Annotated in this window: 11 protein-coding genes; 6 read left to right on the top strand and 5 right to left on the bottom strand. The window is 64.9% G+C overall.

Going from position 1 to position 16,003, the window contains the following annotated elements:
- Window positions 1-20: 20 nt before the first annotated feature.
- Complete coding sequence (locus ACP7D4_RS18530) at window positions 21-578, top strand: MerR family transcriptional regulator (RefSeq protein WP_426210612.1); 558 nt, start codon at window positions 21-23, stop codon at window positions 576-578.
- Window positions 579-592: 14 nt separating this feature from the next.
- On the opposite strand, the gene ACP7D4_RS18535 is transcribed toward ACP7D4_RS18530, so the two are convergent.
- Both ACP7D4_RS18535 and ACP7D4_RS18540 read right to left on the bottom strand, forming a co-directional pair.
- Window positions 593-2,131 carry an HDOD domain-containing protein gene (locus tag ACP7D4_RS18535; RefSeq protein WP_426210614.1) on the bottom strand — a complete coding sequence of 513 codons (1,539 nt, stop codon included), beginning with the start codon at window positions 2,129-2,131 and terminating at the stop codon, window positions 593-595.
- On the bottom strand, window positions 2,131-3,840 hold the full coding sequence (locus tag ACP7D4_RS18540; RefSeq protein ID WP_426210616.1) for a putative bifunctional diguanylate cyclase/phosphodiesterase: 1,710 nt from the start codon (window positions 3,838-3,840) through the stop codon (window positions 2,131-2,133). Before ACP7D4_RS18540 ends, ACP7D4_RS18535 begins: the two co-directional genes overlap by 1 nt.
- A 277-nt stretch (window positions 3,841-4,117) precedes the next feature.
- Between ACP7D4_RS18540 and ACP7D4_RS18545 the strand changes: the two genes are divergently transcribed.
- From ACP7D4_RS18545 to ACP7D4_RS18560, 4 genes are all read left to right on the top strand, one after another.
- Window positions 4,118-5,809 carry an isovaleryl-CoA dehydrogenase gene (locus ACP7D4_RS18545; RefSeq protein WP_426210618.1) on the top strand — a complete coding sequence of 564 codons (1,692 nt, stop codon included), beginning with the start codon at window positions 4,118-4,120 and terminating at the stop codon, window positions 5,807-5,809.
- Window positions 5,810-5,874: 65 nt separating this feature from the next.
- The gene (gene upp, locus ACP7D4_RS18550) at window positions 5,875-6,525 is read left to right on the top strand and encodes a uracil phosphoribosyltransferase (protein WP_426106288.1); all 651 of its coding nucleotides are present in this window, start codon (window positions 5,875-5,877) and stop codon (window positions 6,523-6,525) included.
- A gap of 13 nt (window positions 6,526-6,538) precedes the next feature.
- The gene (locus ACP7D4_RS18555) at window positions 6,539-6,913 is read left to right on the top strand and encodes an Hpt domain-containing protein (protein WP_426106289.1); all 375 of its coding nucleotides are present in this window, start codon (window positions 6,539-6,541) and stop codon (window positions 6,911-6,913) included.
- Between the two features lie 319 nt (window positions 6,914-7,232).
- Window positions 7,233-7,436 (top strand): cold-shock protein, encoded by a 204-nt coding sequence (locus tag ACP7D4_RS18560; RefSeq protein ID WP_020703630.1) that lies wholly within the window; start codon window positions 7,233-7,235, stop codon window positions 7,434-7,436.
- A gap of 132 nt (window positions 7,437-7,568) precedes the next feature.
- Here ACP7D4_RS18560 and ACP7D4_RS18565 read toward each other — a convergent pair whose 3' ends face one another.
- Window positions 7,569-8,474: a LysR family transcriptional regulator gene (locus ACP7D4_RS18565; protein WP_426210620.1), complete on the bottom strand. Its 906-nt coding sequence runs from the start codon at window positions 8,472-8,474 to the stop codon at window positions 7,569-7,571.
- A gap of 171 nt (window positions 8,475-8,645) precedes the next feature.
- On the opposite strand from ACP7D4_RS18565, the gene aceB reads away from it, so the two are divergent.
- The gene (gene aceB / locus ACP7D4_RS18570) at window positions 8,646-10,235 is read left to right on the top strand and encodes a malate synthase A (protein ID WP_426210622.1); all 1,590 of its coding nucleotides are present in this window, start codon (window positions 8,646-8,648) and stop codon (window positions 10,233-10,235) included.
- Window positions 10,236-10,374: 139 nt separating this feature from the next.
- On the opposite strand, the gene ACP7D4_RS18575 is transcribed toward aceB, so the two are convergent.
- Together ACP7D4_RS18575 and ACP7D4_RS18580 are read right to left on the bottom strand one after the other, a co-directional pair.
- Window positions 10,375-14,772 carry an EAL domain-containing protein gene (locus tag ACP7D4_RS18575; RefSeq protein WP_426210624.1) on the bottom strand — a complete coding sequence of 1,466 codons (4,398 nt, stop codon included), beginning with the start codon at window positions 14,770-14,772 and terminating at the stop codon, window positions 10,375-10,377.
- 4 nt (window positions 14,773-14,776) lie between these two features.
- On the bottom strand, window positions 14,777-15,916 hold the full coding sequence (locus ACP7D4_RS18580; RefSeq protein ID WP_426210626.1) for an ABC transporter substrate-binding protein: 1,140 nt from the start codon (window positions 15,914-15,916) through the stop codon (window positions 14,777-14,779).
- Between the last annotated feature and the right edge of the window lie 87 nt (window positions 15,917-16,003).

Here is a 16,003-nt window from a genome sequence, read left to right on the forward strand (position 1 = left end):
TTTTTTCAGGAGCATTGGCGATGTCTGCTGACGAACACCTTGGTGCTAGATTGACCCTCGGCCAGCTGGCCAGCCGCTGCAATGTGCCGCGCACAACGGTGCTGTATTACGAGCAGGTAGGGTTGCTGGCGCCGCTCGAGCGCAGCGGGAGCGGCGAGCGGCTCTATTCGGAACCTGAACTGGCGCGCGTGCTGCAGATCGGCACCTACCGCGCCACCGGGCTGACGCTGGACCAGATTCGCCCCTTGCTGGCGGGCGGCGACAAAATGGCCGCATTCGCCAAGCGCCTGGACGAGATCGGGCAATCAATGCTAGGCCTGCGCGAGCAGCAGGCTTTGCTGGTGGCGTTACTGGAAGGCGGGAGGCGGCCGGCGGCGCCGGGTGTTGCGTTTGAAGATGCGTTTGAAGATGCGTTTGAGGATGCGTTCGGAGCCAGCGGGCTCGATGACGCCGCGATGCACCGCTGGCACGCCGTGTTCGCGCGCCAGAATCCGGAAGGGCACAAGGCCTTTTTGCGCTCGCTCGGCCTGACGGGCGAGGAGGCGGCGCGCCTTGCGGGCGCCGGCGAAGACCAGTAAACGCTGCCGCGCGCCTAGGCATGCTGGCGCCGTTCCAGCGCTTCGAGCACCAGCGCGCGTAGTTCATTGAGCTGGGTGAACTGGCCATGGTCGAGCGGCATTTGGTACATTTCATCGTCCCAGTCGCCGTAAATAAAGCCGACCGGCTGCCCGTTGCGGCACAGCGGCAAGATCACGAAGCTGCGCGCGTTCGCCAGCGACACCTTCCACCAGGCCGGCAGCCGGGGCGCAAACTCGCGGTCGCGCGTGTTTTCAATGAACACCACGCGGTCGTGGCTGAGCGCGGCGTGAAAGACATTCGGCTGGTAGCGGTCGTCGAACGTCAACCGGGGAATCAAGAGGCGCACGCCGGCGCCGAAGCCCATCTTGGCGGCGTAGTTGTGCTCGCGGCGGTTGCGCAAAAAGCCCACCGCGCGCGCCAGGCCCAGGCCCTGATACAGCGTTTCCAGGGCCATCGACATCATCTGGCCAGGGCTGGCCGTATCGAGCACGTCGCGCATGTCGGCAATGCCTGAAGCGAGCAGGCGGCTGTCGCGCGCGCGCACCTTGGCGCGCACCTCGGGCACCTGCGAGCGCTTTTGGGCCGCGCGTGCAAATGGCGCCACCGACAGGTCGGCGATGGCGTTTTCGCGCGCTTTTCCGATGGCGTCCATCACGCTGCCGGCCTGTACGCCGAGCATGGGCGCAAAGCCGGCGGCGAGCAGTTGCAAGGTGTCGGCGCCGGCGTCGTCGTCGTTCCACAGCGAATCGGCGCAGCGGCTCGACATGGTCGACAAGGCGGCCAGCCAGTCGGCGTCGCTGAAGGCGTCGGGCCGCGGCGCCGGTTCGACCCGGCGCATGCTGGCGATCAGCTTGTGCGGCAAGCCCCAGCGTTCGGCAGCGGCGCGCCCCACGTCTTCGAGCGAGAGCCCGAGCAGCTCGGGGGCGGCGTGGTCTTCGCCGCCAACGCCGCCGGCGTCCTGCAGCGCGCTCCATACGTCCGGCAGGTAGAACGTGACGGCCATCCGGCCCAGGGCATGGAGCATGGCGCAGACCACCGCTTCCTCGCTGTCGCGCCCTTCGGCGCTGCCGGCCACCTGCTGCGCGACCATGCCGGCCAGGACCGCCTTTTCCATCTCGGCGTGGGCGTTGCTGCTGGCCTGGGCGCTGGCGTGCAACTCTTCGACCAGTTTCAGTCCGAGCGCCAGGTGACCGATCGCCTCGGTGCCCAGCACCAGCACGGCTTTGGAGACGGTGCTGATGCGCTGGCCAAAGGCGGCGTACATGCCGCTGTTGGCAAGGCGCAGCACCTTTTGCGTCAAGACCGGGTCGGACAGCACGGTCTGGGTCATGCAAAATTCGTGCTCGTCTTCGCCGCGCATGGCGCCCAGGATGGCGCCGATGGCCTTGGCAAAGCCGGGCATGTCGCCCTGCTCGCGCACGCGCTCCCATAGCAGCGCGAGCGTGGTGTCGGCGCTGGCGCCGCAATTGGAGGTGCAATCGGCGCCGCAATCGGGACTGCAACCCGAGCTGCAATCCGAGCTGCAATCCGTGGCGGAAAGGGTTACGTCCATCATACGCGCCCCGTGCGCAAGGCGTTGAAGGTGTCGGCCAGCGCGACCATGGCGACGTGGGCCGGCATTGGACGGCCGGTCAGGTAGCCCTGGATGTACTGGCAGCCGCGCTGGCCCAGGTACTGCAGTTGGTCTTCGGTCTCGACGCCTTCGGCCACCACCGACAGGCCAAGGTGGCGCGCCAGGTCGAGCACCGCGTTGCAGATCGCGCCGTCCTTGCTTGACGCCGGCAAATCCTTGACGAAGGCGCGGTCGACCTTCAACACGGAGATGGGAAAGCGCTTGAGGTAGGCCAGCGACGAGTAGCCGGTGCCGAAGTCGTCGATCGCGATGCGGGCGCGCCGCTCGGCCATGCGCGTCAAGATCGTTTCCGCGTGCTGCGGGTCGAGCATCAGCGTGCCTTCGGTAATCTCGAGCACCAGCTGCTCGCCCGGCAAGCCCGAATAGGCGAGCGCTTCATCGAGCACCGCCAGGAACTGGTCGTTGCGAAACTGGCGCGGGCTGATGTTGACCGACATGTACAGCGTTCGGCCGCAGGCTTGCTCAAACTGGGCCAGCTGCACGCAGGCCGCCTTGAGCGCCCAGGCACCAAGCAGGTTGATCAGCCCGTTCGATTCGGCCAGGCCGATAAAGCGTGCCGGCGGCACCATGCCCAGCGTGGGGTGCTTCCAGCGCATCAAGGTCTCGAACCCCTGGATCTGGCGCGTCGGCGCGTCCACGATGGGCTGGTAAAAGAGCAGGAATTCGCCTTCGCGGATGGCCTGGAACATGGCAGCTTCGAGCGAAATATCGTGTTCCGGCGGGGAGCTCTGGCGCGCGCTGTACAGCACGCAGCGTCCGCGGCCGGTCTGCTTGGCGCGCGACATGGCCGTGTCGGCCAGCGCCACCAGCCGCACCTCATCTTCGGCGTGTTCGGGAAACAGCGCCACCCCGATCGAGGCGCCGATGTAGATCATGTGGTGCTCGACCTCGAAGGCCATCTGCGCCATCGCCAACAGGCGCCCCGTGACCAGCTTGATTTGCGCTTCGCTGTGGGTGCCGGGCAGGATGGCGACGAATTCATCGCCCCCCACGCGCGATAGCGTGTCGCTGTCGCGCAGCGTCTTGCGCATGCGCGCGGCGGCCATTTTGAGCACCGCGTCGCCCACCGGATGGCCCAGGCCATCGTTGACCTTCTTGAAGCCGTCCAGGCCGATGTGGATGACGGCAAACGGCTCGCCCGAGCGGCGCGCCTGCAAGGTGACCATGCGGATCCGGTCCGACAGCAAAATGCGGTTGGGCAGGCCGGTCAGGGCGTCATGGGTGGCCATGTGGCGCAGCATCTCTTCGGTGCCGCGCTGGGCCGACATGTCGCGCCCCACGACCAGCACGTCGGCAATGTCGTCGGGCGTGGTCAGGCGCGACAGGCGCAGCTCGAACCAGGTGTACTGCTCGCCGCACTGCAGGCGCACGACGGCCAGCACCGGCGCGTCCGATGGCGCCGCAGTCACCGCATCGCCCACAGCCTTGGCTAGCGACGGCTGGTCTGCGTCGGCCGCGAGCGAAGCGAGCTTGATGTTGGCGCCGCGCAGTGCGAGCAGTGCGCGGGCGCGGCGGCTGGCGTAACGGACCTGGCCGGCCAAGTCCAGGCGCAGCACGATGTCCCCGGCCGCGTCCATCAGGTGATCGATTTCGCGGGCCGGGCCGCGGTTGTCGCTGGAGATGCTCATGCGCATAAGATAATCGGTCTTTCCGTTGAATTGGACAGCACAATCGTGGACAACACGAGCGAGAAATGTAGCACCAAAAAAATGCCGTTGGGCATTGATTCCTCCTGTTTTGGCCTTTGATAGCAGGAAGTTTGACGCCCATCATGGAACCGGGCGCCATTGCTGGCGGAATCACCGAAACTTGCGTCTGCAGGGGCTTTGCGCTAGCCTGCAACGCTCGCAGTGCACTGCCAGCAAAACAATAAAACGGCGCCAGCGCCGCCATGGAGGCTTCACCATGCACCATTTCGATACCCACGACGTCTTTAACCAGGCCGCGCCGTTTGCCGACATCAACCTGTTCGCCTGCGACCTGGCTTTGCAGGAAGCGCTGCAGCGCGAGGGCGGCGCGCAGGCGGCGCTCGCCTTGCACGCGCTGGGCGAGCAACTGGGGCGCGCCGAGGTGCTGGACCTGGGACGCCAGGCCAACGCCAACGCGCCCAGATTGCATAACTTCGACCGCAGCGGCAGGCGGGTTGACGAAGTCGAATTCCATCCATCCTGGCATGCCTTGATGACGCTGATGATCGAATCGGGCGTGCACGCCTCGCCGTGGGATTCGGGCCTGGCCGGCGCCCAGGTCACGCGCGCGGCCCAGTACCTGCTGTTCGGCCAGGTGGAAAACGGCGCCCAGTGCCCGATCACCATGACGTATGCCTGCGTGCCCGCGCTGCGCCAGGCCGGCGCGCTGGCCGACAAGTGGCTGCCCAAGATCCTGTCGCGGCGCTACGACCCGCGCTCGCTGCCGATCGAGCAAAAGCACGGCGCCTTGATCGGCATGGGCATGACCGAAAAGCAGGGCGGCACCGACGTGCGCGCCAACACCACGCGCGCCGCGCCGCTGGCGCCGGGCGAGGGCCAGGCGCGCTTCGGCGCCGAAGGCGAAGGCGCATTCAACATTGTCGGCCACAAGTGGTTTTTTTCCGCGCCCCAGTCGGACGCGCATTTGATTCTGGCGCAGACCGACGACGAAGGCAGCGCCGGCCTGTCGTGCTTTTTCGTGCCGCGCTTCCTGCCTGACGGCAGCCGCAATGCAATCCGCGTGCAGCGCTTGAAGGACAAGCTGGGCAACCGTTCGAACGCCTCGTCGGAGGTGGAGTTTTGCGATGCGGTGGGCTGGCTGGTCGGCAAAGCGGGGCGCGGCATTCCCACCATCCTGGAAATGGGCGGGCATACGCGGCTCGACTGCGTGGTGGGCAGCGCCGGCATCATGCGCGCCGCACTCACGCACGCGCTGCACCATGCGCGCGGGCGCGCCGCGTTCGGGCGCAAACTGGCCGACCAACCTTTGATGCAAAACGTGCTGGCCGACCTGGCGCTCGAATCGGAGGCGGCAACCGTCTTTGCGCTGCGCCTGGCGCGCTGCTTTGACGAAGGCGATGACCCGGCCCAGGCGCTGTTGGGACGGATCCTCACGCCCGCGGGCAAATACTGGCTGTGCAAGCGCGGGCCGGGCTTCGGCGCCGAAGCGATGGAAGTCATGGGCGGCAACGGCTACGTGGAAGACGGCCCGCTGGCGCGCCTGTACCGCGAGGCGCCGGTCAATTCGATCTGGGAAGGCTCGGGCAATGTGATGTGCCTTGACCTGCTGCGCGCCTTTGGCAAGACGCCGGCCGCGCGCGAGGCGCTGGCCGCCGAACTGGCGCTGGCGGGCAAGGCCAGCGGCCCCTTGAATGCGTATGCGGCGCGCCTGCTGGCCGACATCGATCAAGCGCATGGCGACGAATTCGGCGCGCGTCGGCTGGCCGAGCGCGTCGTCATCGCGGTGCAGGGCGCGCTGCTGGTGCGCCACGCGCCGGCGTTCGTGGCCGAAGCCTTTATCGCCTCGCGCATTGCGGTGGATGTGGGCGGCGCCTTCGGACGCCTGGGGCCGGGCGTCGATTGCAAGGCCATCCTCGAGCGCGCGCTGCCGGCATCGGCTGACAACTAAATTCGGACAAACCGGGCTGCGGCTGGGATAATACGGGCACAAGCCATTACCACGAAAAACTCATCATGAAACAAGATCCACGCTTTCCCAACCTGTTCATCCTGGACCACCCGCTGATCCAGCACAAGCTGTCGCACATGCGCGAGCGCGACACCTCGACCCGCACGTTTCGCGAACTGCTCAAGGAAATTACGCTCCTGATGGGCTACGAGATCACGCGCGACCTGCCGCTCACCACGCGCAAGATTGAAACGCCCCTTGTTACCATCGACGCGCCCGTCATCGCCGGAAAAAAACTGGCGATCGTGCCGATCCTGCGCGCCGGTATCGGCATGAGCGACGGCCTGCTCGAACTGGTGCCGTCGGCCCGCGTGGGCCACGTGGGCGTGTTCCGCGATCCGAACACCCACAAGCCGGTCGAATACCTGGTGCGCCTGCCTGATACGGCCGACCGCATCTTCATCCTGTGCGACCCGATGGTGGCTACCGGCAATTCGGCCGTGCATGCGGTCGACGTGCTCAAAAAGCGCGGCGTCTCCGACGAGCAGATCATTTTCCTGGCGCTGGTGTGCGCGCCGGAAGGCGTGCAGGTATTCCAAGATGCGCATCCGGGCGTCAAGCTGTACGTGGCCTCGCTCGACTCGCACCTGAACGAGCATGCGTACATCGTGCCGGGCCTGGGCGACGCGGGCGACCGTATTTTCGGCACCAAGTAAAGCCTGCTGCGCGATGGCGACACAGATCGACCAGGACTTCTTTGCGCGCCTGCGCGCACTGAACGACAAGTTCGCCGCGGGCATTCCCGAAACGCTGGTGCGCATGCGCCGCGAGCGAGGCGCGTTCAACCCGGATGGGCCGCAGGAAGGGAGCATCAAGGCGCTGCATGAAACCTTGCACACGATTGCCGGTTCGGCGGCCACGTTCGGCTTTCGCGCCTTTGGACAGAAGGCGCGCGAGCTCGAGCAGCGCCTGCGCGTGCTGATGGCCTTCGAGACGGTGGCGGCGTCCGACTGGCAGCGCTGGCTCGATGCGCTCGACGCCTACATCGACTGGGCCGAAATCGACCCCAAGGCGGACGAACACGCAGGCGGACGCGACGTGTAATGCGACATTGAACTGTTGCATATGCGTTAATGCAAGAACCGGTGCGATGATCGTTTGATCTAACGCAAACTTCCAGAGTATCCATGCCCTATATTCATCTTACTGCCGCTGCAAACGGGTTCTGTCATCGTTGATCAACGCAACGATTCTTCAGTCCTCAAGTTTTATTTTGCAGTGAATGTGTTTTTTTTGATTTATTGGGTATAATGCGGGATCGTTGGATTCGAGGTAGTAGTGCAGTCTGTCTGTCATTTCTTTCTTGCTTCTTCAAACGATCTAAAACGGGCGAAAGCCCAACTAACTGAAATAGGAAATTGTAATGGCAACTGGCATCGTAAAATGGTTCAATGATTCGAAGGGCTTCGGCTTTATCACCCCTGACGAAGGCGGCGAAGATCTGTTCGCTCACTTCTCGGCTATCCAGTCGGCAGGCTTCAAATCTTTGCAAGAGAACCAGCGCGTCTCTTTCGAAGTAACCGCTGGCCCTAAAGGCAAGCAAGCTTCGAACATTCAGCCTATTTAATATCGCTGAGTCAACGACTAAAAAAATCCTCGGTTTCCGAGGATTTTTTTTCGCCTGATGGTTTTGAAACGCCGCAGTTAGTAGCAATTCCTCCCTCACATCACTGACCCCGTTGAGGGGGGTGAAGGTGGATCAGCCTTTGCGCCAATATCCCGGCTGGGCGTAGGTGTGGCGCAAGAAATCCACGAACGCCCTGATCCGTAATGGCAAATGGCGGCGCTGGGCGAATACTGCATGGATATCGTTTCCCGGCGCCGCAAACTGGTCCAGCACGGTCTTGAGCTTGCCCGCATCGATTTCGGCATTGACCTCCCACATCGAGCGCCAGGCCAGCCCCTTGCCTGCCAGCGCCCAGTCGTGCAGCACCGCACCGTCGTTGCAGACCATGTTCCCGGCCACCTTGATCGTCACCGCCTTGCCGTGTTCGCGAAAGGTCCAGCCGCGCTGGCTTCCTTCGCTGCTGATCGGCAGGCAGTTGTGCTTTGCCAGGTCGGCCAGCGTTTCAGGCGTGCCATGGCGCTTGAGGTAGGCAGGGGAGGCCACCAGCACGCGCTGATTGTCGGCCAGCTTCATGCCCACCAAAGTGGAATCGGACAGGCTGGCGATGCGAATGGCCACATCCACACCTTCGCCCACCACGTCGACCAAGCGGTCGTTCAGGTTCAGGTTGACCGTCACTTCACGATGCTCGGCGAGAAACGATGGCAGCAGCGGCGCCACGTGCTGGCGTCCAAAGCCGGCAGGCGCGGAGACCAGCAGATGGCCGCTGGCCTTGGCGCTGCGCTCGGCCACGGCGGCCTCGGCTTCTTCGAGCTCGGCCAGGATGCGCTGGCAGTCTTCGAGGAAGGCCGCGCCTTCGTTGGTGAGCACCAGTTTGCGCGTGGTCCGCTGCAGCAGCTTGACGCCCAGGCGCGCCTCTAAGGCGTCGAGGCGGCGCCCGATCATCGCCGGCGCGATCGCCTCGGCGCGCGCCGCAGCCGACAGACTGCCGCGCGCGACAACCTCGACAAAGGTGGAAATCTGTCTGAACTGCCCCATCAACTGCTCCTGTCACTTGTGATAAAAACGCACAGATGAATGTATAAAATGTCTCGTTTAGCTACCAGATAGTGAATATACTGGAAGTCATATGAATCGCCAATGCGTTCGCCAATTAGCCGCGTCAATGCGCTGTACCCGTTTTCCATTTCCACCTTTACAGGAGTACCTATGACAATCGCCACCCCAGCCGGTATGGACATCAAGGCCGAGATCTTGCCTGGCTACGAACAGATTCTGACGCCCCAAGCACTCGACCTGGTCGCAAAACTCACGCGCGCCTTCGAGCCGCGCCGCCAGGAACTGCTGGCCGCGCGCGTGGAACGCGCCAAGCGCCTTGACGCCGGCGAGCGTCCCGACTTTTTGCCAGAAACGGCGCACATCCGCGCCGGCGACTGGAAGATCGCACCGATTCCACCCGCGCTGGAATGCCGCCGCGTTGAAATCACCGGCCCGGTCGAACGCAAGATGGTCATCAACGCCTTCAATTCCGGCGCCGACAGCTACATGACCGACTTCGAAGACTCGAACACGCCGAACTGGGACAACCAGATCACCGGCCAGATCAACATGCGCGACGCCGTGCGCCGCACCATCTCGATGGAGCAAAACGGCAAGACCTACAAGCTGAACGACAAGATCGCCACGCTGGTGGTGCGTCCGCGCGGCTGGCACCTCGACGAAAAGCACGTGCTGGTCGACGGCAAGCGCATCTCGGGCGGCATTTTCGACTTCGCGCTGTTCATGGTCCACAACGCCAAAGAGCAGCTCGCACGCGGCGCCGGCCCGTATTTTTATCTGCCCAAGATGGAGTCGCACCTTGAAGCGCGCCTGTGGAACGACATCTTCGTGATGACGCAAAACGAACTGGGGCTGCCGCAAGGGACGATCAAGGCCACGGTACTGATCGAGACCATCCTCGCCGCCTTCGAGATGGACGAGATTTTGTACGAGCTGCGCGAACACAGCTCCGGCCTGAATGCGGGTCGCTGGGACTACATCTTCTCATGCATCAAAAAATTCAAGCTCGACAAAGACTTCTGCCTGGCGGACCGGCCCAAGGTGACGATGACGTCGCCGTTCATGCGCGCCTACGCCTTGCTGCTGCTGCAAACGTGCCACAAGCGCAATGCGCCGGCCATTGGCGGCATGGCGGCGCTGATCCCGATCAAGAACGATCCGGAGAAAAATGACATCGCGATGGGCGGCGTTCGCAGCGACAAGGCGCGCGACGCGACCGACGGCTACGACGGCGGCTGGGTTGCGCATCCGGGCCTGGTGGCGCTGGCGATGGGCGAATTCACCAAGGTGCTGGGCGATAAAAAGAACCAGATCGACAAGCAGCGCCCGGACATCAGCGTCACCGCCGCCGAACTGCTGGACTTCAAGCCGGAAGCGCCGATCACGGAGGCGGGCCTGCGCTACAACATCAACGTCGGCATCCATTATCTGGGCAGCTGGCTGGCCGGTAACGGCTGCGTGCCGATCCATAACCTGATGGAAGACGCGGCCACCGCCGAGATCAGCCGCTCGCAGGTGTGGCAGTGGATCCGTTCGACCAAGGGCGTGCTCGAAGACGGGCGCAAGGTCACCGCCGACATGGTGCGCGCGATGATTCCCGAGGAATTGGTGAAGGTGAAGGGCGTGGCGCCAAATGGCGACAATCCGACGTACGTGCGCGCCGCGCAGATCTTTGAAGAGATGTCGACGTCGGAAGACTTTGCCGAATTCCTGACGCTGCCGTTGTACGAAGAGATTTAAGGTTGCGATTTGGCGCAATGCGCTTTTCCGCCCTACGAAGACGCCGCCGTGACGCGGCGTTTTTTTTGGCCCGGGCTGCGAAAAGGACGAAGTCCCCATCGCGCCAAGCGTGACGAGGACACTGCCTTGCCAACAGCGCCTATACCAGCCTGGCTTCCCGTTCCCGCACCAATTGCGCAAATTGCGCAGCCGGCACCGCCGGGCTCAGATAGTACCCCTGCAAGAGATCGCAAAACTGCTCGCGCAGGTAGTTCAGCTGCGCTTGCGTCTCCACGCCCTCGGCCACCACTTCCAGCCTCAGGCTGTGTGCAAGCGCGATGATCCCCTTGATGATCGCCGCGTCGTCGGCATCTTGCGGCACGTCGCGCACGAACGAGCGGTCGATCTTGATGATGTCGACCGGGAAGCGCTTCAAATACGACAGCGACGAATACCCGGTGCCGAAGTCGTCGATCGAGATCCGCACGCCGAGCGCGCGCAGCCGGTGCAGCGCCTGCAGCGTGTCCGATGCATGCTCCATCAGCGTGCTTTCGGTGATCTCCAGCTCCAGCAAGTGCGCCGGCAAGCCGGTATCGATCAGGGCCGCTTCCACCGTCGCGGCGAAGTTTTTCTGCAGCAGCTGGCGCACCGACAGGTTGACCGCCACCCGCATCGACGGCAAACCCTCGTCGAGCCACGCGCGCAGCTGCGCGCAGGCGGTGCGCAGCACGAACTCGCCCAGCGGGTTAATCAGGCCGGTTTCTTCGGCCAGCGGGATGAAGTCATTCGGCGCCACCATGCCGCGCGTGGCGTGGTTCCAGCGCACCAGCGCTTCCATACCGATGATGCGCTCGTCCCCCAGCCGCGCCTGCGGCTGGTAGTACACATCCAGTTCGCCGTGTTCGAGTGCGCGCCGCAAGTCGCTTTCCAGGCGCACGTGTTCCGAGATGGTGTTTTCCATCGACGCTTCGTAGAACTGAAAGCCGGTGTTGGTCTTTTTGGCGCGGTACATGGCGCTGTCGGCGTGCTTGACCAGTGTTGCCACATCGAGCCCGTCGTGCGGATACAGCGCAATGCCCACGCTGCTGGTGACAAAAATGTCGTGGCCATCGATCTGGAAAGGCGCGGCCAGTGCGCGGCAGATATTCTGGGCCGCGCTTGCCGCCGGCGCGGGGCCGTCGATATCGGCAAGCACGATGGTGAATTCGTCCCCGCCCAGGCGCGCCAGCGTGTCCACGCTGCGCACGGTGCGCCGCATGCGCTGCGCCACGGCCACCAGCAGGCGGTCGCCCACATCGTGACCGAGATTGTCATTGACGTACTTAAAACGGTCCAGGTCCAGAAACAGCACCGCCAGCATCGACTGTTGCATCTGCGCCTGGTGCACCGCCTGCCCGAGCAGGTCGAAGAACAGCGTGCGGTTGGGCAGGCCCGTCAACAAGTCGTTATAGGCCAGGTGGCGAATCCGCTTTTCGGCGCGGTTGGCCTCGATGATGCGGCGCACGCGCTGCGACAGCACGGCGTAATGAATCGGCTTGGGGATGTAGTCGCTGGCGCCGGCGGCAAAGGCCCGTTCGACCGAGGAGTTGTCTTCCAGCGCGGTGATCATCAAGACCGGTATCGCCCGGCCGCCGGGCAGCTCCTGCATGCGCGCGCAGGCGGTGAAGCCATCCATGACGGGCATCACCGCGTCCATCAGGATCACGTCGGGCTTGAAACGCTTGAGCATGGTCAGGGCCTGGGCGCCGTCGGCCGCTTCCTCGACCTTGAAGCCGTCGCGCTGCAGCGTGTAGCGCAGCGTGCTGCGGGTGCTGCGGTCGTCGTCGACGATCAGTACCTGCGCGACATCGTCGGTGTCGACGGGCGCGTTGTGGAAGCTGTCGCTGCCGCTCACTACGCTGGCAAGCGAACCGGCGACGGCATTGTAGGCCATGCGCAGGCGCGCCAACAGCGGCACGATCTGTTCGAGGTCGCCGGCCATGGCCAGTTCTTCGGCTTCCTTGGCCAGTTGCGCCAGGCCGCCGGCGCCCAGGTTGCCGGACGCGCCCTTGATGGCGTGCGCCCTGGCGCGGGCGGTGCCGGCGTCGCGCCCGTGTACGGCAGCTTCCAGTTCGAGCAGGTATTGCGCCGTGTCTTCCAGGAAGGGCGCGACGGCTTGCGGCAGCATCGGCCCCATGACTTCGCGCAGCTCGGCGAACGTGGGCAGGTCGATCGGGCTCCCGGCGTCGTCGCCGTCCATGTCCGCCTGAATGCGCGGCAACCACTTGTCGAGCTTCTGGCGCAGTTCGACCAGGGTGATGGGCTTGGCGAGGTAGTCGTCCATGCCGGCAGCGAGGCATTTTTCGGCGTCGCCGCTCTGGGTGTTGGCCGTCATGGCCACCAGAGGCGTGCGGCGAGCGCTGCCCATTTCGTGCGCGCGGATCTGCGCGGTCGCTTCGTAGCCGTCCATGTCGGGCATGCTGCAATCCATCAGGATCAGGTCGAAGTGTCCGGCCCGCGCCGCCTCCAGCGCTTCGCGTCCGTTCGCTGCGAACTCGCACGCGCAGCCATTTATGGCCAGCATGGCGGCGGCGACCATCTGGTTGGTGCGATTGTCTTCGGCCACGAGGACGCGGTAGGCAAGGGGCTGGGGCGCCCCCGGTGCGCTTGCCGGGGGGGACGGCGCGGGGGCGCCATCAAACAGGTCCTGGAGCGCCCGCAGCAGGCGGCTCTGGCGCAGCGGCTTGCCGAGCGTGGCCTGGCCGTCGACCAGGCTGCCCCCGCCCGGCGCGCCGAAGCGGTCCAGGATCAGCACGCGGGTGCCGGGCGCCTGTAGCGCGATCTGGCGCGCCAGGTCGTTGCCGTCGTCGTCGAGCGCGCCGATGTCCATGATCGCGATGGCGTAAGGTTGTGCGCTGTCGCTGCCCGCCTTGAGCTGCGCCAGCGCCGCGCCGCCCCAGCGCGTGGCGTGGCACGTCATGCCGTGGCGCGCCAGGCATTGTTCAATGAAGCTGCGTACGACCAGGCTGTCGTCGACGGCGATCACGCGCAGGCCGGCCAGCGCGGGATGGGGCCGGGGCGGCGCCAGGTCGGGCGCAGGGCGGCACAAGATGGTAAATGCAAAAACGCTGCCTTCGCCGGGCGTGCTGGCGACGGTGATGGCGCCGCCCATCAGGCCAACGAGCTGCTTGCAAATCGCCAGGCCAAGGCCGGTGCCGCCGTACCTGCGCGTGGTTGACGGGTCGGCCTGGGCGAACGACTCGAACAAGCGGGCCTGCTGAGCGCAGCTCATGCCGATGCCGCTGTCGCGCACCTCGACGCGCAGCGCGAACTGCGGACCGGGCACCAGGCCAAGCGCAATTGCAACGTCGCCGTGTTCGGTGAACTTGACGGCGTTGCCGACCAGGTTGATGAGCACCTGGCGCAGGCGCAGCGCGTCGCCCACCACGCGCGCGGGCACATCGGCGTCCAGCAGGTAAGCGAGTTCCACGTCGCGCTCCTGCGCCTGTTGGGCAACGAGCTCGATGACTTCTTCGAGCAGTTCGCGCAGGTCGAAGTCGACTTCTTCCAGCGCCAGCTTGCCCGCTTCCATTTTGGAGAAGTCGAGGATGTTGTTGATCAGTTCAATGAGCGTGCGCGACGAATTCCAGGCCACGTCAACGCACTGGGCCTGGCGCTGGTTCAGGTTCATTTCCTTGAGCATGTCGAGCATGCCGACCACGCCATTTAACGGGGTGCGCACTTCGTGGCTGGCGGTGGCGGCAAACTGCGCCTTCATGGCGGCCATGCTGACGGCGGCGTCGCGCGAGTCCTTCAGTTCGGCCTCGCGCTGTTCGAGTACGACCATCATCTTGTTAAAGGCGCTGGCCATGTCGATGATGTCGCGCGGGCCGTCGGGCGCGGCGCGCATGCCCGACTCGCCCAGTTCGGCGCGCCGCATCAGATGCGACAAGGCGTTGAGGGGGTTGATCATGCGCCGCGTGAGCAGGCGCACCACGGCGAGCAGGATCACGGCGAACGACAGGCTGATGGCCAGGTTGCCGACCAGGAGCGAGAGCGTTAGGCGGCGCAGGGTATCCTTGGCCACCCACACGTGCACGTAGCCGAGCAGTTGCGGCGCGCTTTCGTGCAGGTCGAAGGGCGAGGCGGCCGCGGCGCCCCCGTACACGGGTGCGATGAAGCGCCAGGCGCTGTCGCTCTCGCCGGCCAGCATGGCATGCGCCAGCGCTGTTGGCACGGCGGGGGCGGTGACGGGTGCGGCGTCCTTCTGGCTGCGCGCCAGCAGCACATGCTGGAGCGTGTCGGTGATCTGGACGTGCGAGACGTCCGGAAAGCTGAGGGTGGTGGCAACGACCTCGCTGGCGTTTTCGCCCGAGTGGTAAAGCAGCGCCAGCGTGCTCTGGCGGGCCAGATTTTCGGCGATGCGCTGGCCTTGCTCGACAAAATGCTCGCGCATGCGGGTCCTGGCTTCCCAGGAGTTGATCAGCGACGAAAAAAGCGCCAGGCCCAGGATCGCCGCCGAGACAATGATCGTGAGCTGGCGACGAAAACCGGTGCGGCGCAGGAAGCCATTGATCATCGCGTCAAGGCTCCGGAAAAATGAAGTCGAACGTGCGTTGCTGCTGGTAGCCGATGTTCAGGCCCATGTGGTGGGCGGTACGCAAATTGAGCGCGGTGTGCAATTCGCGCAGCGGCTGCACGCCTTTGCGGCGCAGTTCGCCCGCCATCAGGCCGAGCGCCGAACTTGCCAGCGACTTGCCCAGCTCGACATTGTTGGGACTCATGGCGAACAGCGCGCCTTTTTTCGCGTGCAGCACGTTGCTTGAAAAAATAGGCACGCCCTGGTTCCAGGACTGCTTCAGGATCAGCGGCAGCAGCGTGCTTTCTTCGACGGTGGTGGTGTCGTGCGGCAGCCACAGCGCGTCGCGCTTGCCGTCGGCCGCCTTCAGTACGCTGGCGTAAAGGGTCGCGGCCTGGCCCAGGTCGCGCGCTTCGTGGGCCACCAGTTCCAGGCCCTGGGCGCGCGCCGCCTCGCGCGCCAGGCGCAGCAGCCATTCGGTTTTGGTCGGGTCGTACACCACCAGCACGCGCCGCACGTCCGGCAGCAGCGTACGCAGGCGCGCAAACAGCAGGGCCGGATCGGGGGTCAGGCTGATCCCATTCAAGTTGACGATTTCGGCGTCCGACAGCAGCAGCGCGCCGCCCACCAGGACCAGGATGTCGCGATCCAGGCCTGCGGCCGCGGCCAGGCCCTGGCGCCCGAGCGCGATGACAACGCGGGTATTGGCGCGCTTGAGGCGTGCGTTCAGTTCGGCCGGGTCGGTGCGCGCTTCGACCAGATAGCTGCGCACCCGTACCCGGGTGCGTTCTTCGATCCCCTGGATCATGGCAATGAAGGCGCTGCGCACCGGTTCCGACACGTCCGGATAGAGCACGGCGATGGCGCCCTTGCCGGCGCTGGCCTGCAGTTCCGGGCGACGCAGCTGGTCTTCGAGCTGGGCCAGCGTGATCGGGCGCATAGCATAGGCCGCGCCGGGGGCGCCGGCGTCGAGCCGCTCAAGCATATGGGCCGACGCGGCAAAGCCGGCCGCACTGGCGGTGCTGATCTCGGCCGCGGCGTCGGTGCGCGCCCGGGCCGCCGCAGGGGCAAGCAAGGCCAGCGCCAGCAACAGGCAGACGGCGGCGCGCAGGACGCGCCCGGCATGAAAGAGCATAGTGATCATTGACAGCGACGCGAGGTGCCAACCAGGTTAAGCGACGGCCGCAAGGGGCGACAGTTTCCACGCGGCAGTATAAATCAGAAAAGTAGC

Origin of the sequence: Massilia sp. TWP1-3-3, from assembly GCF_049897805.1 — a bacterium.
Taxonomy (GTDB): domain Bacteria; phylum Pseudomonadota; class Gammaproteobacteria; order Burkholderiales; family Burkholderiaceae_D; genus Telluria_A.